This window comes from Mycobacterium sp. IDUB_21, assembly GCF_055419425.1.
The window spans coordinates 387272-406648 of the sequence record NZ_JBVAXQ010000003.1 but is presented as its reverse complement, the minus strand read 5'-3'; the positions used below and the strand labels follow the sequence as shown (position 1 = coordinate 406648).

14 protein-coding genes are annotated in these 19377 nt (G+C 69.1%); 6 read left to right on the top strand and 8 right to left on the bottom strand.

The genetic code is table 11. From position 1 onward, the window contains the following. Window positions 1-15 precede the first annotated feature (15 nt). The 3 genes from ACZYY4_RS07195 to ACZYY4_RS07185 form a co-directional block, all read right to left on the bottom strand. Entirely contained in the window at window positions 16-2763 is a 2748-nt protein-coding gene (locus ACZYY4_RS07195) for a helix-turn-helix transcriptional regulator (RefSeq protein ID WP_463808944.1), read from the bottom strand. Window positions 2764-2842: 79 nt separating this feature from the next. Beyond that, window positions 2843-3799, bottom strand: a complete 957-nt coding sequence (locus tag ACZYY4_RS07190) for an electron transfer flavoprotein subunit alpha/FixB family protein (protein ID WP_463808943.1) — start codon at window positions 3797-3799, stop codon at window positions 2843-2845. A 36-nt stretch (window positions 3800-3835) separates the two neighbouring features. Beyond that, window positions 3836-4627, bottom strand: coding sequence for an electron transfer flavoprotein subunit beta/FixA family protein (locus ACZYY4_RS07185; RefSeq protein ID WP_463808942.1), 792 nt, complete (start codon window positions 4625-4627; stop codon window positions 3836-3838). A gap of 196 nt (window positions 4628-4823) precedes the next feature. Here ACZYY4_RS07185 and ACZYY4_RS07180 point away from each other — a divergent pair, with 196 nt between their 5' ends. From ACZYY4_RS07180 to ACZYY4_RS07160, 5 genes are read left to right on the top strand one after another with little or no spacing between them, the layout of a single operon-like run. After that, entirely contained in the window at window positions 4824-5618 is a 795-nt protein-coding gene (locus ACZYY4_RS07180) for a class I SAM-dependent methyltransferase (RefSeq protein WP_463808941.1), read from the top strand. Between the two features lie 23 nt (window positions 5619-5641). Continuing rightward, entirely contained in the window at window positions 5642-7144 is a 1503-nt protein-coding gene (locus ACZYY4_RS07175; RefSeq protein WP_463808998.1) for a 1,4-alpha-glucan branching protein domain-containing protein, read from the top strand. A 31-nt stretch (window positions 7145-7175) separates the two neighbouring features. Further along, the gene (locus tag ACZYY4_RS07170) at window positions 7176-8420 is read left to right on the top strand and encodes a glycosyltransferase family 4 protein (protein ID WP_463808940.1); all 1245 of its coding nucleotides are present in this window, start codon (window positions 7176-7178) and stop codon (window positions 8418-8420) included. A gap of 8 nt (window positions 8421-8428) precedes the next feature. Beyond that, entirely contained in the window at window positions 8429-10480 is a 2052-nt protein-coding gene (locus tag ACZYY4_RS07165) for an MMPL family transporter (RefSeq protein ID WP_463808939.1), read from the top strand. Beyond that, the gene (locus tag ACZYY4_RS07160; protein ID WP_463808937.1) at window positions 10477-11610 is read left to right on the top strand and encodes an NDMA-dependent alcohol dehydrogenase; all 1134 of its coding nucleotides are present in this window, start codon (window positions 10477-10479) and stop codon (window positions 11608-11610) included. The genes ACZYY4_RS07165 and ACZYY4_RS07160 overlap by 4 nt, the downstream gene beginning before the upstream one ends. 13 nt (window positions 11611-11623) lie before the next feature. Here ACZYY4_RS07160 and ACZYY4_RS07155 read toward each other — a convergent pair whose 3' ends face one another. The 4 genes from ACZYY4_RS07155 to ACZYY4_RS07140 form a co-directional block, all read right to left on the bottom strand. Continuing rightward, window positions 11624-13402, bottom strand: coding sequence for a flavin-containing monooxygenase (locus ACZYY4_RS07155; protein WP_463808936.1), 1779 nt, complete (start codon window positions 13400-13402; stop codon window positions 11624-11626). A gap of 104 nt (window positions 13403-13506) precedes the next feature. Continuing rightward, the gene (locus ACZYY4_RS07150) at window positions 13507-13830 is read right to left on the bottom strand and encodes a TfoX/Sxy family protein (RefSeq protein ID WP_463808934.1); all 324 of its coding nucleotides are present in this window, start codon (window positions 13828-13830) and stop codon (window positions 13507-13509) included. A 123-nt stretch (window positions 13831-13953) separates the two neighbouring features. Continuing rightward, the gene (locus ACZYY4_RS07145; protein WP_463808932.1) at window positions 13954-14901 is read right to left on the bottom strand and encodes an alpha/beta hydrolase; all 948 of its coding nucleotides are present in this window, start codon (window positions 14899-14901) and stop codon (window positions 13954-13956) included. Beyond that, window positions 14901-16370: an aldehyde dehydrogenase gene (locus tag ACZYY4_RS07140; protein WP_463808930.1), complete on the bottom strand. Its 1470-nt coding sequence runs from the start codon at window positions 16368-16370 to the stop codon at window positions 14901-14903. Before ACZYY4_RS07140 ends, ACZYY4_RS07145 begins: the two co-directional genes overlap by 1 nt. Before the next feature lie 89 nt (window positions 16371-16459). Here ACZYY4_RS07140 and ACZYY4_RS07135 point away from each other — a divergent pair, with 89 nt between their 5' ends. After that, a complete protein-coding gene (locus tag ACZYY4_RS07135) occupies window positions 16460-17437 on the top strand; it encodes an LLM class flavin-dependent oxidoreductase (RefSeq protein ID WP_463808929.1) in 978 nt (325 codons plus the stop codon). A 4-nt stretch (window positions 17438-17441) separates the two neighbouring features. Here the strand turns inward: ACZYY4_RS07135 and ACZYY4_RS07130 are convergent, their stop codons facing one another. After that, window positions 17442-19352, bottom strand: coding sequence for a hypothetical protein (locus tag ACZYY4_RS07130; RefSeq protein ID WP_463808997.1), 1911 nt, complete (start codon window positions 19350-19352; stop codon window positions 17442-17444). Between the last annotated feature and the right edge of the window lie 25 nt (window positions 19353-19377).

The following is a 19377-nucleotide window of genomic DNA, read 5'->3' as shown; positions in this document are numbered from 1 at the left end:
GGAAAGTCCGTAGTCTCACCCGCGCCACGGAGCATCACGCAGTTCGCGGCGCGACCGGATGCCGAGCTTGGCGAACACCTTGCGCAGGTGCCATTCGACGGTGTGCGCGCTGATGAACAACTGCACACCGATCTCGGCATTGGTCAGGCCCGCGCCGGCCAGCTCGGCGATCTGCCTTTCCTGCGCGGTCAACGCGTCGCCCGCGGCGACAGGCTGCTTGCGGACCTTCTCCCCGGTCGCCTGCAGCTCCCGGTGACTGCGCGCGGCGAACGCCTGCGCCCCGAAGCCGCTGAACATCGCATGCGCGAGCCGGAGTTGGGTCCGTGCGTCGGTGCGGCGGTTCTCCCGGCGCAGCCACTCCCCGTAGAGCAGGTGGGTGCGCGCCAGCTGCACGGCGATACGGGTTCGTCCCAGCCGTTCGATCGCCTCGGCGTAGAGGCCTTCCGCGGCGTCGCCGTCGCTGAGCAGCGCCCGGGACCGGGCCCGCACCCCGAGCGCCCAATCGGTTCCGGCGGCCCGGGTTCGGTCGTCGAGTTGCTCCAGCGCGTCGGCGGCTACGGCGTGCTGGTCGGTTCGCGCGGCGGCCTCCACCAGTTCCGCCAGGTTCCACCCGTAAAGCCCCAGATCCTCGTATTCGCACGCCCGGCTCAGCGCTTCGTATGCCAGTTGGTAGCGGCCCAGGCCGTTGTGCAGCACCGCCCCGGCATAGCCGGCCAGCGCGGTCACCCGTCCCTCCCCGCGCGCGGCCCCTTGGCGTGTGGCGGCGTCGATCAGCGCGACGGCCTCCGCTTCCTCACCGGCCCACGCCGCGAGTGCCAGCGCGTGGTAGCTCACCGGCGCCTGGCCGGCGGCGGCCGCGATGGCGCCGGCGTCGGCGATCAGCACCCGGGCCGCTGCGAACTCGCCGGCCTGGACATGGACACCGGCCCGAGTCGTCAGCGCCATCGGCAAGGCCGCGAGCGCACCGGTGCCGGTGGCGACCCGGACTGCGTCGGTGGCGATCCGGTGCCAGGCTTCGTCGTCCCACAGATCGTGCACGGCTGCTTCGTATCCGACCGGAAACGCCTGCCATGACCAGGTTCTGGGGATCAGCGCCGCAACAGCCGCACGCATCGGCGCCACGCCGGCGGCGCTCCCTGCGCTGATTCGGGTGGTCAGGGCCCGCAGCAGCAACTCGGACGGCCGGTTCGGGTCAACATCCGGTCCGGCGGACAGCGTCGCTGTGACGTGTTCGCGTACATCGGCCCCAAACCGCCGGCCGGCGTACATCGCCGCGCTGACCGCTTCCAGCAGCGTCTCCTGTGCCATCGCCGCATCCAGTGGCTCCAAACCACTTGCAGCACGAAAGAATTGGTGCACCGAGTCGACCAGTCCGGGCGCTTCGCCGCCGCCGCGGCCACGGGTGAACGCCAACTGCGCGCGCATGCGTGCCACCCGAGCGCGCTGCAGATCGTCCAACGGCGCCAGTTCGGCGGTGGCCAGCAGCTGACCGGCCGTGTCGAGATCGGCGGCCGCGCGCATCGCCTCGGCCGCGTCGAGGGCGCGGGCGCCGCGCCGGGCGGCGTCCGGGGTCAGTTCGGTGGCCCGGTTCAAAAACGCTGCTGCGGCGGCGGTTCCACCACGAAGCTGGGCTCGCCCGGCGGAGTGTTCCAGTTCAGCGGCCACCGATTCATCCGGTACCGCCGCGGCGTGTGCGGCGTGCCAGGCGCGGCGGTCGGGGTCGTGCGCCGAGTCGGTCGCTTCGGCCAGGGCACGGTGGGCCTGCCGGCGCTCATCGTGCTGCGCCGCACGGTAGACGGCCGAACGCACCAGCGGATGACGGAACCGCACCCGCGGGCCGGTTTCGAGAAGCCCCGCCGCTTCGGCCGGCGCCAGGGCCGCCGTCGGCAGGCCGAGCAGCTGTGCGGCGGCCAGCAGCAATGTCGGGTCGCCCAGCGGCTCGGCCGCGGCCAGCAGCAACAACCGCTGGGTGTCGTCGGGCAACGACCGGACCTGGACCAGGTAATGCTGTTCGATCTGGCCGGCGACGGGTTGGACGTCGGGCGGGTAGTAGCCGCCGGCCAGTTCGGCCGCCGACAGCCCCCGCGGCAACTCCAGCAGCGCCAGCGGATTACCGTGCGTCTCGGCGACGATGCGGTCGCGCACCTGCACATCGATGCGGCCGGTGACGGCGGAGGCCAGCAGCTCGCGGGCGTCGGCGTCGCCGAGTCCGCGTAGCACCAGCCTCGGAAGGCCGGTCAGGGCGTCGACCGGCTCGCGTAGCGCGAATACCAGCGCGACCGGTTCGGCCACCAGGCGGCGGGCCACAAAGCCCAACGTCTGCGCGGTTACCCGGTCCAGCCACTGGGCGTCGTCCACCAGGCACAGCACCGGGCGCTCGCCGGCAGCCGCGGCGAGCAGGCCCAGCACGGCCAGGCCGACCAGAAAGCGGTCCGGGGCGAGACCTGACTTCAGCCCGAAGGCGATCTGCAGCGCCTCGCGTTGCGGCTCGGGAAGCGCATCGGCGCAATCCATCACCGGGACGCACAGCTGCTGCAGGCCGGCGAAGGCGAGTTCCATGTCGGACTCCACCCCGGCGGTGCCGATCACCCGGAACCCGGTCGCGGTCTCGGCGAGGTGGTCCAGCAACGCAGTTTTGCCGACACCGGCCTCGCCCCGCAGGATCAGCACCTGGCCGTCGCCGGCGCGGGACCGCGTGAGGAGGTCCTGCAGTTGCGCCTGCTCGGCATCCCTGCCGACCAGCCCACGACCAGTCCCCCGCAAGCGGGAGGTACCCCCAGCAAAAGCCCCCGTTTCGTGTACGAAACGGGGGCTGTTGCGTCTACTGCTCACGCAGAAGAAATTAACCCTTGCGGGCCTTGACCGCATCGGTCAGCTGCGGGGCGACCTTGAAAAGGTCCCCGACGATGCCGTAGTCGGCGATCTCGAAGATCGGCGCTTCCTCGTCCTTGTTGACCACCACGATGGTCTTGGACGTCTGCATGCCGGCCCGGTGCTGGATCGCGCCGGAGATGCCCAGCGCGATGTACAGCTGCGGCGAGACGGTCTTGCCGGTCTGGCCGATCTGGAACTGACCCGGGTAGTAGCCCGAGTCCACCGCGGCACGCGAGGCGCCCACGGCCGCACCGAGCGAGTCGGCCAGGTCCTCGACAACCGAGAAGCTCTCCGCGCTGCCGACACCACGACCGCCGGCCACCACGATGGAAGCCTCGGCGAGCTCCGGACGGTCACCGGCCACCGCGGGCTCACGCGAGGTGACCTTGGTGACGTTCTCGCCCGCTGCGGGCACCTCCACGGTGACCTGCTCACCGGCGCCGGCGCTCGGGGCCGGCTCCACGGCACCCGCCCGCACGGTGATCACCGGGGTGTCGCCGGTGGGCTCGGCCTCGACAGTGTAGGCGCCACCGAAGATGGAGTGCACCACCTTCGCGCCTTCTTTGACCTCGACCACATCGACCAGCAGACCGGATCCGATCCGGGCCGCCAGCCGACCGGCCACCTCTTTGCCGTCGGCGCTGGCGGCGAGCAGCACAGCGGCCGGGGTCGCCGATTCGGTCAGCGCGGCCAGCACGTCGACGGTCGGGGTGAGCAGGTAGCTCTCCACCACGTCGGACTCGGCGACATAGATCTTGGCGGCGCCGGCCTCCTTCAGCCCGTCGACCAGCGGGGCGGCGGCGCCGGGGCCCCCGACGACGACAGCGGACGGTTCGCCGAGCACACGCGCGGCGGTGATCAGTTCGGAGCTGACCTTCTTCAGCGCTCCGTCGGCGTGCTCAACGAGCACCAGTACTTCAGCCATAGTTTGTCTTCGTCTTTCTCTAAGTCCGGGGATCGCTTAGATGAGCTTCTGGGCAACGAGGTACTCGGCGATCTTGGTGCCGCCTTCGCCCTCGTCGGTCACCTTCTCGCCAGCGGTCTTCGGTGGCTTCGGCGTCGAAGCGGTCACCTTGGAGCCGGCGTTGGCGACACCGACCTCGTCGCCCTCCACACCGATCTCTGCCAGCGTGAGCACGCTGACTTCCTTCTTCTTGGCGGCCATGATGCCCTTGAAGGACGGGAAGCGCGGCTCGTTGATCTTCTCGTTGACGCTCACCACCGCGGGCAGCGAGGCTTCCAGGGTGAACACCCCGTCGTCCGTCTCACGCTCACCGGTGACCTTGCCGCCCTCGACGGTCAGCTTGCGCAGGTGGGTCAGCTGCGGAAGACCCAGGTACTCGGCGATGATCGCCGGAACCGCGCCGCCGACACCGTCGGTGGACTCGTTACCGGCGATGACCAGCTCGGTGCCCTCGATGGCGCCCAGCGCCCGGGCCAGCGCCCAGCCGGTCTGCACGACGTCGGACCCCTTCATGCCGTCGTCGAGCAGGTGCACGGCCTTGTCGGCCCCCATCGACAGCGCTTTGCGGATCGCCTCGGTGGCCCGCTCGGGACCGGCGGTCAGCACGGTCACCGTTCCCTCCGCGCCTTCCTTCTCGCGGATCAGCAGCGCCTCTTCGACGGCCCGCTCGTTGATCTCGTCGAGCACGGCGTCGGCGGCGTCACGATCCAGCGTGAAGTCACCGTCGGTGAGCTTGCGCTCCGACCAGGTGTCTGGGACCTGTTTGATCAGGACCACGATGTTCGTCATGAGTGTGGTTCGTCCTCCTCGAAGGGGTCTTGCAGCGGCCGGCCACAAGACTGGGTCACGATTCACGCAGCCGCACAATCATGTTACTGATGAGTAACTTAGAGCGGTTCGCGTGTACAGCGTAGCGGGTCGTGATAGGGCCGCTGCGGGGTAGCCGGTTCGGGGACCGTGCGGTTCGCGTTAGCCTGCCTGTGCAATGAAATCCACTGACGGTCCCGATTCCCCCGCAGACACCACGTTGATGCTGACGGGGGAACGCACCATTCCCGGCCTCGACGTCGAGAACTACTGGTTCCGCCGCCATGAGGTCGTCTACCAACAGTTGGCGCAGCGATGCGCCGGTTTGGACGTGCTCGAGGCCGGCTGCGGCGAAGGCTACGGCGCCGACCTGATCGCCGGCGTGGCACACCGGGTGATCGGCCTGGACTATGACGACGCCGCGGTGGCGCATGTGCGGGCCCGCTATCCGCGGGTGGAGGCGATCCAGGGGAATCTGGCCGAGTTGCCGCTACCAGATGCAGCGGTGGACATCGTCGTCAATTTCCAGGTCATCGAGCACCTGTGGGACCAGGCCCAGTTCATTGCCGAATGCGCCCGGGTGCTGCGACCGGGCGGGTTGCTGATGATCTCCACCCCCAACCGCATCACCTTCTCCCCCGGGCGCGACACCCCGATCAACCCGTTCCACACCCGCGAACTCAACGCCGCCGAGCTGACCGAACTGCTGGTCGACGGCGGATTCGTCATGGACGGCGTTTACGGGGTTTTTCATGGGCCGGCTCTGCGCGAGATGGACGTTCGACACGGCGGCTCGATCATCGACGCCCAGATCGAACGCGCGCTGGCCGATGCGCCGTGGCCGGAGGATCTGACCCGCGACGTCGCGGCGGTGCGTACCGCCGACTTCGACATCATCGAGGCCGGCGACGGTCACATCAACCGCCATATCGATGACAGCCTGGATCTGGTCGCGATCGCGGTGCGGCCGTGAGCGAAAGGCCTTCGGTACCGGGGATGTTCACCCTGGTGCTGCACACCCACCTACCGTGGCTGGCCCACCACGGCCGCTGGCCCGTCGGCGAGGAGTGGCTCTACCAATCCTGGTCGGCGGCCTACCTGCCGCTGATGCGGGTGCTGCGGACACTGGCCGCCGAGGGCCGGCGGAACCTGCTCACCCTCGGGATGACGCCGGTGGTCGCCGCCCAACTCGACGACCCGTACTGCCTCGACGGCATGCACCACTGGCTGGCGAACTGGCAACTGCGCGCCACCCAGGCCACCACCCTGCCGGATCTACGCGCCTTCGGCCGCCACGAGTGCGCCGCGGCCGAGCAGGCTCTCGACGAGTTCGCGCTGCTGTGGCGCCACGGGGCCAGCCCGCTGCTGCGCGAACTGGCGCAGGCCGGCACCGTCGAACTGCTCGGCGGTCCGCTGGCCCACCCGTTCCAGCCGCTGCTGGCACCGCGACTGCGTGACTTCGCGCTGCGCGAGGGCCTGGCCGACGCCCGGGCGCGGCTGGCCTACACCCCGACCGGGATCTGGGCGCCGGAATGCGCCTATGCGCCGGGCCTCGAGCACGGCTACGCCGCCGCCGGAATTTCGCACTTCATGGTCGACGGTCCCTCGCTACACGGCGACACCGCGTTGGGCCGCCCGGTCGGTGAGACGGACGTGATCGCGTTCGGCCGCGACCTGCAGGTCAGCTATCGGGTGTGGTCGCCGAAATCCGGTTATCCGGGGCACGGCTCCTACCGGGATTTTCATACCTATGACCACCGCACCGGACTGAAGCCGTCCCGGGTCACCGGCCGCAACGTCGACCCCGAGCACAAGGCGCCGTACGACCCGCAGCGCGCCGAGGCCGCCGTCGACGCCCACGTCGCCGATTTCGTCGAGGTCGTCCGTAACCGGCTCAGCGACGAATCCGAGCGGATCGGCCGGCCCGCCCATGTGGTCGCCGCCTTCGACACCGAGCTGTTCGGCCACTGGTGGTACGAGGGACCGCTGTGGCTGGCCCGGGTGTTGCGGGCGCTGCCGGAGGCCGGGGTTCGCGTCGGCACCCTGTCGGACGCGATCAGCGACGGGTTCGTCGGCGACGCCGTCGAACTGCCGCCCGGCTCATGGGGTTCGGGCAAGGACTGGCAGGTGTGGTCCGGCGAGAAGGTCGCCGACCTGGTGCAGTTGAACACCGAGGTGGTCGACACCGCGCTGGGCGCCGTCGACAAGGCCCTGGCCCAGTCCGCGGCGCCGTCGGGCCCGACCCCGCGCGACCGGGTCGCCGACCAGATCCTGCGGGAGGCGCTGCTGACGGTCTCCAGTGACTGGCCGTTCATGGTGAGCAAGGACTCCGCCGCCGACTACGCCCGCTACCGGGCGCAGCTGCACGCCCACGCCACCAGGGAGATCGCCGACGCGTTGGCATCAGGGCATCGCGAAGCGGCCGAACGGCTGGCCGAGGGCTGGAATCGGGCCGACGGTCTGTTCGGCGCACTGGATGCCCGTAGGCTGCCACGGTGACCCCTCTACCTCAACGACGAGGACCAGCCACGTGAAGATCCTGATGGTTTCGTGGGAATACCCGCCGGTGGTGATCGGTGGGCTGGGTCGGCACGTCCACCACCTGTCCACCGCGCTCGCCGCCGCCGGGCACGACGTCGTGGTGCTGGCCAGGCGTCCCTCCGACACCGACCCGAGCACGCATCCGTCCTCGGACGAGATCAGCGAGGGCGTGCGGGTGGTCGCCGCGGCCCAGGATCCGCACGAGTTCTCCTTCGGCGACGACATGATGGCCTGGACGCTGGCGATGGGTCACTCCATGGTGCGCGCCGGGTTGTCTTTGAAGATCGACGGCGGCCAGACGTTATGGCGTCCCGACCTGGTGCACGCCCACGATTGGCTGGTGGCGCACCCGGCAATCGCGCTGGCCGAATTCTATGATGTGCCTTTGGTTTCCACGATCCATGCCACTGAGGCTGGGCGGCATTCCGGCTGGGTCTCCGGCCGGCTGAGCCGTCAGGTGCACGCAGCGGAATCCTGGCTGGTCCGCGAATCCGATTCGCTGATCGCCTGTTCGGCCTCCATGCGTGACGAGATCATCGACCTGTTCGGGCCGGGGCTGGCCGAAACCACCGTGATCCGCAACGGAATCGACGCCGCTCGTTGGCCGTTCGCTCACCGCCGGCCCCGGACCGGCCCGCCGGAGCTGCTGTTCGTCGGGCGGCTCGAATACGAGAAGGGCGTACACGACGCCATCGCGGCGCTGCCGCGGATCCGCCGGGCTCACCCGGGGACGACGCTGACCATCGCCGGTGACGGCACTCAGCAGGACTGGCTGATCGAATGCGCCCGAAAGCACCGGGTGCTCAAGGCGACCCGGTTCGTAGGGCGGCTGGACCACGAGGAATTGTTGGCGTTGCTTCACTGCGCCGACGCCGCGGTGCTGCCCAGCCACTACGAGCCGTTCGGCTTGGCCGCACTGGAGGCGGCGGCCGCCGGAACCCCGCTGGTGGTGTCGAACGTCGGCGGGCTGGGTGAGGCCGTGATCGACGGCGAAACCGGTATGTCCTGCCCGCCGCGCGACGTGCCGGCCCTGGCTTCGGCGGTCTGCACGGTGCTCGATGACCCGACCGCGGCGCAGCGCCGCGCCGTGGCCGCCCGGGATCGGCTCAGCGCCGACTTCGATTGGCACACCGTCGCCGACGAGACCGCGCAGGTGTACCTGGCCGCCAAGCGACGCGAGCGCGAACCGCAGCCGCGCCGGCCGATCATCGAGCACGCTCTGCCCGACCGGTAGCCATCGCCGTGTGGGGCCGCACCTCCGCCGTAGTCACGCACCGTCGTTCGTGGCTGGTGGCGCTCGCGATCCTCTTGGCTGCCGCCGCGCTGATGGCATTGGGCGGACACAATGCCGACGCCAGCGCATCACCGGATCTGCTGCCCGGATCCTCGGAGTCCGCTGCGGTCGCCGCGGCGCAGCGCGGCTTCCCCGAGGGCGATCGGGCGACGGCGATCCTCGTCGTCACCCGCGATGACGGCGCAGCGCTGAGCACCGACGACCTCGAGGCGATCCAACAGGCGGACGCCCGCATGCAGCGGGCCGCCCGGCCGGGAACCGGCACGCCCGGTGTGGTGCGGGTCTCCGGAGACGGCAGAGCAGCGATCGCCACCGCGCCGTTGAGCAGCTCGCTGTCCGGATTCGAACTTCGCGACACGGTGCAGGCACTGCGGTCGGCGGTGACCGACCGGCTGCCCGGCCCACTGGCCGCCCACGTCACCGGCGGGCCCGCTTTCGGCGCCGACATCGCCAATGCCTTCACCGGCGCCAACATCACCCTGCTGGCAGTGACAGCGCTGGTGGTCGCACTCCTGTTGATCGTCACCTACCGCTCACCGGTGCTGTGGTTGCTGCCGCTGCTGGTCGTCGCGTTCGCCGACCGGGTCGCCACCGTGGTGGGCGCCGTGGTCGCCGACGCGGCCGGGGTCACCTTCGACGGCTCGACATCGGGGATCACCAGCGTCCTGGTGTTCGGCGCCGGTACCAACTACGCGTTGCTGCTGATCTCCCGGTATCGCGAAGAGCTGCGCCAGTCCGCAGATCACCGCAGCGCGTTGCGCGCCGCGGTGCGTGCTGCCGGTCCGGCGATTGTGGCCAGCAACGCCACCGTGGTGCTGGCTCTGCTGACGCTGATCGCGGCGAGCATTCCGAGCACTCGCAGCCTGGGAATCTGCGCGGCCTGCGGGCTGGTGGTGGCCGCGGTGTTCGTACTGCTCGTTCTCCCGCCGCTGCTGGCGCTGTGCGGACGAAACGTCTTCTGGCCGTTCATTCCCCGGATCGGTGAAGATTCGACGACCACCCGCTGGCGCCGGGTCGCCGAGGCGGTGGGCCGCCGGCCGGCCCCGATCTGCGCGGTCGCGGTGGTGATGCTGGGGGTATTGACAACCGGGCTGCTCGGCACCCGGATCGGCCTTTCGCAAACCGAGCAGTTCCGGGTTCGCGCCGACTCGGTGACCGGCTTTCAGACCCTGGCCGAGCACTTCCCGGGCGGCGCGTCCGACCCCACGGTCGTCATCGGGTCCAGCGCCCGCACGGCAAAGCTCCGGGATGCCATCACCCGGGTGCCCGGGGTGACATCGGCGGTTCCCACCGGCCTGTCGCCGGCCGGCAAGACCCGGTGGTCTGTCGTGATCGACGCCGCACCGTCGACCGCCCACGCATTCGACACCGTTACGGAACTGCGGGATTCGGTCCGCGTCGCGGACCCCGGTGCACTGGTCGGCGGTGCCGACGCCCAGGCGCTCGACATCCGCGACGCCGCAGACCGTGACCGTCGGGTGCTGATCCCGGCGATCCTGGCAGTGGTTCTGGTGGTGCTCTACGCGCTGCTGCGCGCCGCGCTCGCCCCGCCGATACTGGTCGCCGCGACCGTGCTCAGCGCGCTGGCCGCACTCGGCCTGGGTGGCTGGGCCAGTATCCATCTGTTCGGTTTCCCCGCCCTGGACAACGGCACCCCGCTGTTCGCGTTTCTGTTCCTGGTCGCCCTGGGCGTCGACTACACGATCTTCCTGGTGACCCGCGCCCGCGAGGAGAGCGCCGAACACGGCACCCGCGAAGGCATGGTGGCCGCGGTCGCCGCCACCGGCGGGGTGATCACCAGCGCGGGCATAGTTCTGGCCGCGGTGTTCTGCGTGCTCGGTGTGCTGCCGCTGATCGTGCTGACCCAGTTGGGCATCATCGTCGGGGTCGGCATCCTGCTGGACACCTTCGTGGTCCGCACGCTGGTCATCCCGGCGTTGTTCGCGCTGATCGGCGACCGGATCTGGTGGCCGTCAAGACCCGCGGGCATCCGGGGATGAGAAGCCGCGCCGCGATCCTGCGCAGCTACGGCGCCCCTTGGTCGCTCGAGGAGTTCGAACTCGATCCGCCGCGCGCCGGCGAGGTCCTGATCAAGATGGCGGCGGCGGGCTTGTGCCATTCCGACGAACACATCCGCCAGGGCCATCTGGCCGCGCCGTCGCAGCACGCCCCCATGGCCCCGACCATCGGCGGCCACGAGGGCTCGGGTGTGGTCGTCGCGGTCGGTGACGGTGTTGCCGGGCTGGCCCCCGGCGATCACGTGGTGACGTCTTTCGTCGCGGTATGCGGTCAATGCCGTTGGTGCGCTTCAGGCATGGAGTACATCTGTGATGCCGGGGCGGGCACCATGCTGCCCGGTATGCCTACCGACGGCACCTTCCGGCACCACGGCAGCGATGGCTGCGACCTCGCCCATGTGTCGAAGATCGGCGCGTTCGCCGAGCACACCGTCGTCTCTGCCGCCTCGCTGGTCAAGATCGAGCCGCACCTGCCACTGCTGCCCGCCGCGTTGCTGGCTTGCGCGGCACCGACCGGATACGGCTCGGCGGCGTACCGCGGCGGGGTGCGCGGCGGAGACACGGTGGTGGTCATCGGGGTGGGCGGCATCGGCATGGCCGCGGTACAGGGGGCCCGTATCAACGGGGCGGTCCAGATCGTCGCGGTGGATCCGGTGGCATTCAAACGAGAGTCGGCAATGGCATTCGGCGCCACCCACACCGCGGCCGGCGCGGCCGAGGCTTTCGGGGTGGTCACCGACCTGACCCGCGGGGTGATGGCCGACGTTGTGGTGGTGTCCCCGTCGGTCGTCACCGACTCCGATGTCGAAGACGCGCTGCGCCTGACTCGCAAGTCCGGCACCTGCGTGCTGACCGGAATGTCAGTGCAGGGCACCCGGACCGGTCTCGATCCGCAGGATCTCATGCTGATGAACAAGAGCCTGTGCGGCACCGTCTTCGGGTCGTGCAACCCGCGCACCGACATCCCGATGTTGGCCACGCTCTACGAGGCGGGCCGACTGCAGCTCGACGAGATGATCACCAAGCGTTACCGGCTCGACGACATCAATGAGGCGTACGCAGACCTGGCCGCCGGCGCATTGGTCAGAGGCGTCATCGACTTCGGCCTCTAGACATTCGTCGCCGCTAGCTGGTGACCTCGAGCCCGTCCAAGCTCCCGGCTTCCCGCCACTGGCCCAGGATGTCGGCGTATTCGGTGGGGCTGCCGAAGAAGAAGCTGTCTTGGCGCAGCCTCGCGTTGGCCTGGCCCTCGCGGTTGTAGTAGCCGGGCGTACACGTTTCACGCCGGCCGGCGATGACACCGGAGCGCTGCACCACACCGTCGACCCAGCCCTGCTCGGCGTCGGGGGTGGCCTCCAGCGCGGTGATCCCCTGCTGCAGCGCCCGGGCGATCACCCAGGCCACGTGACTGGACTGGGTGTCGATCAGGTAGGGGAAGTTCACGGTGAACCCGGACTGGGCGATGCTCTCGATGAAGCAGTTCGGGAAGCCGCTGACGTGCAGCCCGTGGAAGGTACGTACCCCGTCGGCCCACTTGTCGGTCAGTGTCACACCGTCCCGGCCGATGACTTCGAATCCGGTACGCCGGCAATAGTCGGTTCCCACCTCGAATCCGGTGGCGAAAACCAGGCAGTCCAAAGGGTATTCGGTGCCGTCGACCACGGCGCCGGCACTGGTGATCCGCTCGACGCCGCGGCCCCGGGTGTCGACCAGGGTGACGTTGTCGCGATTGAATGCCTGCAGGTATTCGTCGTGGAAGCAGGGCCGTTTACAGAAGTAGCCGTACCACGGTTTCAATGCTTCGGCAGTGGCCGGATCGGTCACCAGCGCGTCGACGCGGCCGCGGATCTCCTCCATCTTGGCGAAGTCGGCGAGCTCTGCGCGGGTGGATTGGTCGACTGCCCCGTCTCCGCTGACGATCGGCAACTTCTTGGTGAGGCTGGTCCACGCGTCGTCGACCAGGTCTTCGTCGGCGTGACCGCCCGCGGTGAGGATCTGGAAGTTCTCCATGCGGCGCCGCTGCCAGCCGGGCTCCAACTCTGCCGCCCACTGCTGGTCGGTCGAACGGTTACCCCGCACGTCCACCGTGGACGGAGTGCGCTGGAATACGTACAGCTGCCCTGCCGCCTCGGCCAGCCGCGGCACGCATTGAATCGCCGTGGCACCGGTTCCGATGATCCCGACCCGCTGGTCGCCCAGCTGCTGCAACTGTGTGCCGGTGTAGTCGTAGTCCCAGCGGCTGGTGTGAAAGGTCCGGCCGGCGAATTCGTCGATTCCCGGGATACCAGCCAGCTTCGGTTTCTGCAGGTACCCGTTCGCCATCGACACGAATCGGGCCCGGATCACATCTCCCCGGTTGGTGGAAATCAGCCAGCGTGTTATCGCTGGGTCCCAACGGATTTCGAGCACCTCGGTCTGTAGGCAGGCGTCCCGGTACAGGTCGTAGTGGTCGGCGATTCGCTGGCAGTGCGCGAAGATCTCCGGTCCCTTGGCGTATTTCTCGGTCGGGACGTAGCCGAGTTCCTCCAGCAGCGGCATGTAGACGTAGGACTCCACGTCACAGGCGATGCCCGGATACCGGTTCCAGTACCAGGTGCCACCGACGTCGGCCGCCTTGTCGATCAGCCGGATGCTCTGCACCCCGAGCTCGCGCAACCGGGCACCAGTCAGCAGTCCACCGAAGCCTGCGCCCACGATCGCGACGTCGACCGCATCGGACAGCGGCTCCCGGGTGAACCCCGGGTCGGCCCACGGATCTTCGGCAAATCGGGAGAAGCGACCTCGCACCTCGACGTACTGGTCGATGCCGTCGTTCCGCAGGCGTCGCTGACGCTCCCGGGTGTACTTGTCCCGCAGGGCATTCGGATCAAAGGCTGCGCCTTGGAAATCCTGGCCGTCCGTCACGATCGAGGCACCTCCGGATCACCAACTGCCCAGCAACCCGCTCAGCATATAAGCAATCAGTCGATTCGGGCAGCCGTGGCGACCGCCATCGGGGGCGCGTTGTTCTACGCGCTTGTTGCGGCGGCGATTCCGATGTCGATCCATTCGGCGAGCCGACGCCGCGAGCCCAGATGCTCGCCATCGACGTGGACCCAGCCGCGCATGGTTCGCCCGCCCATCTCCATGGGTTGAGCAGGAGTGGTTCTCAAGAGCTGTTCTGCGCGTGCGGCACCGACGCGGACCAGCAAGCCGCTGTCAGCACTGGCGGCGATCGCGATTTTGCCGGCGACGAGGAAAGCCAAACCTCCGAACATCGCCTTTTCGAGCACCGGTGGGCCATCGGCAAATATCTCCCGCACGCGGGCTGCCAGCTGCGCGTCGTAGGCCACTATGACCCCGAACGTGTGGGCCAGTGGCGGATTACCGCCGCGGATTGCCCGGGGGTATCGGATGGAGCCCGAGCAGGCCGTTCCGAGACTGTCATAGCTATCTCTCCAACGCTGGACTTGATATTACAGCGACGCCAGATACCGCACCCGGTTTGCGATAACCCGTTGCGACACATCGGCATCGGGCACCAGCAGATCGAACCCGTGCGGACAACCCGGGTACACGTGCAGCTCGACGGGGACGCTCGCGGCGATCAGCCGCTGCGCAAAGGCAACGTCCTCCCCGGCGAAGATGTCCAGGTCGCCGACATCGAGATAGGCCGGCGGTAGGCCGGCCAGGTCATCGGTGCGGGCCGGCGCGGCGTACCCGTCTGCGTCGCCGCCGCCCAGCAGCGCGCCCCAGCCGGTGGCGTTGTCGTCGTAGCTCCAGGTGAGCAGCGTGCCACCCGCCGCATCGCCACCACCGGTCCGGTCGTCGAGCATCGGGTAGATCAGCAGCTGGGCTGCGATCGCCGGCCCGCCCCGGTCCCGGGCCAGCAGGCACACCCCGGCCGCCAGTCCCCCGCCGGCGCTGTCGCCCATCACGGCCAGCCGGGACGCATCGACGCCCAGCTCGGCGGAGTGCCCGGCCAGCCAGCGCAGTGCCGCATAGCAGTCCTGCAGCGGAACCGGATGCGGGAATTCCGGGGCGACCCGGTAATCGACCACCAGCATCGGCACCCCCGACGCGGCGACATAGCTGCGGACCACCTCGTCGTAGAGCCCACCGAGGCGTCCCCAGTCCAGGATCATCCCGCCGCCGTGCAGATACAGCGCCGCACTGCCGGGCTGATCGGCGCCGACCAGCCGGTACCAGCGCAACGGAAGCGTCCCGCCGTCGTAATCCAGCGAGAACTCCTGCACCTCAACGCCGCTGATCGGTTGCCGCGACGCCAGCGCCTGGTTGAACATGTGACCGGCGGTGCGGCGACGGGTGGCGACGTCACCGACCGCCGGCGGCGGCACCGCGTCGGCGCCTTCTCGCATCGCCAGCAACGCCGCGAGCACCTGGGGGTCGGGAGGACCGGCCATCAACACTCCGTCCCGGTGACCGCGGTCGCCACCACCTTGGTCTCCAGATATTCCTCGAAGCCGGCCAGCCCCATCTCACGACCGATCCCGGACTGCTTGTAACCGCCGAACGGTACGTCGGCGGAGTACCACATGCCGCCGTTGACGTTAACCGTCCCGGCCCGCAGCCGGGAGGCGACATGGGCGGCCCGGCCGCCGCTGCCGAACACGGTGGCGGACAGCCCATAGAGCGAGTCGTTGGCGATCCGCACGGCGTCGGCGTCACCGTCGTGTGCCAGTACCACCAGTACCGGGCCGAAGATCTCCTCGCGGGCCGCCCGGGCGTCGTTGGTCAGCCCGGCGATCACCGTCGGTTCGATGAAGAAACCGCGGTCCAGGCCGGCGGGCCGCCCGCCGCCGCAGTGAAACGTTCCGCCTTCGGCGATCGCCAGGTCCAGATAGGACTGCACCCGGTCGCGCTGCCGAGCCGAGATCAGCGGTCCACACCGTGTTTTCGGGTCGCTGGGGTCTCCCACCGGAATCCGGGCCATTGCCGCGGCCACCGCGTCGAGCGCCTCGCCGTAGCGGTCGCGAGGCACCAGCAGACGGGTGGTGAGCGCGCAGCCCTGCCCGGCGTGGGTCGTCACCGTCGATGCCGCCGCGGTGCACGCGCGGGCCAGGTCGGCGTCGTCGAGAACCACGAATGCCGACTTGCCGCCGAGTTCTAAGAAGACTTTCTTGATGGTCTGCGCGGCAGCGGTCATCACCGAGCGGCCGGTCGCGGTCGAGCCGGTGAAGGAGACCACGTCGACCCGGGCATCCTCGGCCAGCCGGGCTCCGATGCGGTGGTCGGCCGCGGTGAGAATATTCACCACCCCCGGCGGGAAGTCGGTCTTGTCGGCAATGATCCGGCCGACTTCGGCTGCGCACCATGGAGTGTCGGGCGCCGGCTTGAGAACGACGGTGTTCCCGGCCGCCAGTGCCGGTCCGAGCTTGGCGAAGGTGACCTGATGCGGGAAGTTCCACGGCGTGATGGCCCCCACCACCCCGAAAGGCTCTCGCACGAGGGTGCGTGCGGTCGGGATGCCCAGCGGGGCGGCCACGCCGAAGTCCACGGCCCAGGGATAGCTTTCGGCGGTGGCGGCGGGGAACTCCAGGTCGTCCACCGGGCCCTGCAGTTGGCCGTGGTAGGTGAGCGCCCGCGGGGCGCCGGCCTCGGCGATGGTGATCTCACGCAGGCTTTCGATCTCGTCGTTGAGTGCGTCGCGCAGTTGCCGAAGGCAGTGCACCCGTAACGCGGTGTCGCAGCACCAGTCCGAGGAGTCGAAGGCTGTCCTGGCGGCGGCGACGGCGCGGTCCAGGTCGGTGGCATCGGCGTCCGCGGCCTGCCCGAGAGGTTCTTCGGTGGCCGGGTTGATGGTGTCGAACGTGCCCCCACCACCGGGCTGAAGCGCGCCATCGATCAGCAGTCGGGTCGACGGGCCGGTCACGATCCTAGGCTAGCGACGAGGCCGCGGCGTAATCAGTCGATTGATCACATGCGCTACGGTGACGCCGGAGGAGGTGACCGGTCAGTCCCATGCCGCTGTTGAGCGCCCTGCGCCTGAACATGACCAATGTGCCCGGCGCCGGGCACGCCCAGCGCTACCGGGCGGCACTGGAGATGGCGTCCTACGCCGATGCCCACGGGCTGACCGCGATCGGTTGCGAAGAACATCATCTCGCGGCCACCGGATGGTTGCCGGCCCCGCTGCTGATGGCCGCCGCCGTCGCCGGATGCACCGAGACCATCCGGATCAGCGTCGGCGCGCTGCTGGTGCCGCTCTATGACCCGGTACGGCTGGCCGAGGACATCGCGGTCCTCGATCACCTGTCCGCCGGGCGGGTCAGCTTCGTCACCGGAATCGGTTATCGCCCAGCCGAATACCACGCCGCCGGCAAGGATTTCCGGAGACGGGGACGGCTGATGGACGAATGTCTGACCGTGCTGTTCAAGGCCTGGGGCGATGAGCCGTTCGACTACCGCGGCCAGTTGGTCGACGTGACGCCCAAGCCGTACAGCAGGCCGCATCCGGTGTTGTTCATCGGCGGGATGAGCATCGCGGCGGCCCGCCGGGCGGCCCGCTTCGGGTTGCCGTTCTCGCCGCCGATGCCGATGCCCGACGTCGAAGCGGTGTATCGGGATGAGCTGGCGCGCAACGGCAAGCAGGGTTTCGTGTTCAGCCCCGGAAACGGCAACACCGTCACGCATCTGAGCACCGATCCGGAGCGGACCTGGGCCCGCTGCGGTCACCACTTCCTCACCGAGGCGCGCGAATACAGTTCGTGGGCGGCGCCGGACGTGCCGCGCCCCAACGAACGTCCGGCGAGCACGATCGCCGAACTGCGCCGGGCCGGCACGGTGGAAGTGCTGACCCCCGGCGAACTCATCGCGCAGTGCCGCAACGGACGGACCGGCGTGACCCTGCATCCGCTGATCGGCGGCCTGCCTCTCGAGGACGGGTGGGAGAGCCTGCGTCTGCTGGTCGAGCGGGTGCTGCCGGAGCTGGAACCCTGACGGTTCAGGCCTGGATGGCAGCCAGCCCGACCATTCGATCGCCACCCCAGCTGCGCTGCAGATATCCCAGTACCCGATCCAACTCGGTCTGGGTGACCGCGGCCCGCTCACCGGGTTCCAGCGGATCGAAGTGGAAGATGTAGAGCCGCGAGGCGAACTGTTCGAACGGCAGCGACGCCTCGCCGAAGCGTTCGGCGTGTCCGGCGGTGCTCACCACCACACCGTCGCCCCAGTCCTGGCCACTGTCGTTGTTGGGGTTGTAGAAGTAGACCCGCATGGCCCCCTCGGGGTCCAGGCTCACCCGCAGCACGGTGATCGCATGCCACCCGACGAATCGGGCGGCGCTGTCGGTCACGGCGATACCGGCCGGCTGCGGGTGGATGAGCGGTTGATTTCCGTTGTAGAACGGGTGGTAGGCGCCGTAGAAGTGCCGCAGAAAGCCTTCCAGGTCAACCAGATTGCCGGTCGCGACATCGACGTTGATCCGGAAGCCACGCCCGGACCACCACCCGTGGAACTCCGGATTGACCCACCTGTGCGGGTCGCCTTCCCGACCTACACATCGCCGGAACATCTCCGCGTAGATGCGGTCCAGATGCGGCACCACGAGCAACGACACCGGATCGAGGTCGACGGGAAGGTGCGCGGCCACCCCCGCAGCGCTGTTCCCCGACGAGATCGGCTGCCCCTCGAAGTGCATGACGATTTCGTCGTCGCGCGCCGCCCAGGTGATCGTCTGAAGCAGATAGTCCGGATCGTTGTAGGACCACATCGACAGGGCACGCGCTGCCTGGCAGGTCGGGTTGTCACCCTGTCCCACCCCCAGCGGCAGCCCGAGCATCGACAACGTCCCCGCCAGTAGCCAGGTGTGCGGGTCCTGCGCAGGTCCGAACACCTGGGTAAGCCGCTCCCGGGACTGCTTGGAGACCGGCAGTGCCAACTGGCGCCACAGCGACGGCGCCACCGGCGGTTGGTAGAGGATGCCGCGTTCCAGCAGCAGCGCCAGCCCGTAGATGCATTGGGCCGTCTCGACGTGCACCGCCCCCGAGATCAGGCTGTGCACCAGATCGTGGAAGCAGAGCAGGCTGTCGCGGCCGGTGCTGGACAGGCCCAGCGCCTCGCCGATCAGATAGTCGCTCTTTTCCACCAGGAAGCGCAGCAGTACTGCGTGATAGGCCGAAACCAGCCCGGTGTCGTGCATCGACCGCGCGAATCCGGCCGCCTCGTACTGCAGCGTCGGTTCGTCCATCGATTCCAGCCGGCTGCGATACACCTGGACCCCGGGGTCTTCGCGACAGCCGTCGGTGGTGCCGTACAAGCTGGTGATCAGCCGATCGGTGCCCACCGCACCGCTGCCCAGATCAATGTCCGGATCGCTGCGCACGATCGAGATCTGGGTGATCATCGCCTTGATCTGGTCGACCTGGATGGGCCGCTGCCGCAGAATCCGCCAGATCTCGTCGACCAGCCGGTCGAGGACGCCGTCGTAACCGACCTGGTCGACCAGGTAGCGAAACAGGTCACGTGTCAACCGCGCCATCCGGCCCTGCAGTTCGCGCTCCGCCTCGGTCGGCGGGGTCAACAGCAGGGACAGGTTGATCGCCAGTACCTGCGCGAGATGGTGCCGCGCCTGCTCTGCGGTGATCAGCGGATGGATGTACTCGCCGTTGGCGACCGCGAGCAGACGCAGTTCGTTGACCGCCTCCAGCACCACGGTGTCAGGATTCGGGCTGCGCAGCGAGCCGGTGGTCAGCACCGGCAACAGCGTGCGTGGTGACGCCCAGTCCGTCCCGAGGAACAGGCCGGCCTCCTCCAGTGCCGCCGTCCGGGCCTGTACCGCCGCGCAGCCTCCCGGTTGCAGCAACACCAACCGGAGTCCGTCCAGAACACGCCGCAGCCGTTCCGGCTTGCCCATCACACCGGCCTCCGCCAGCGCCCCG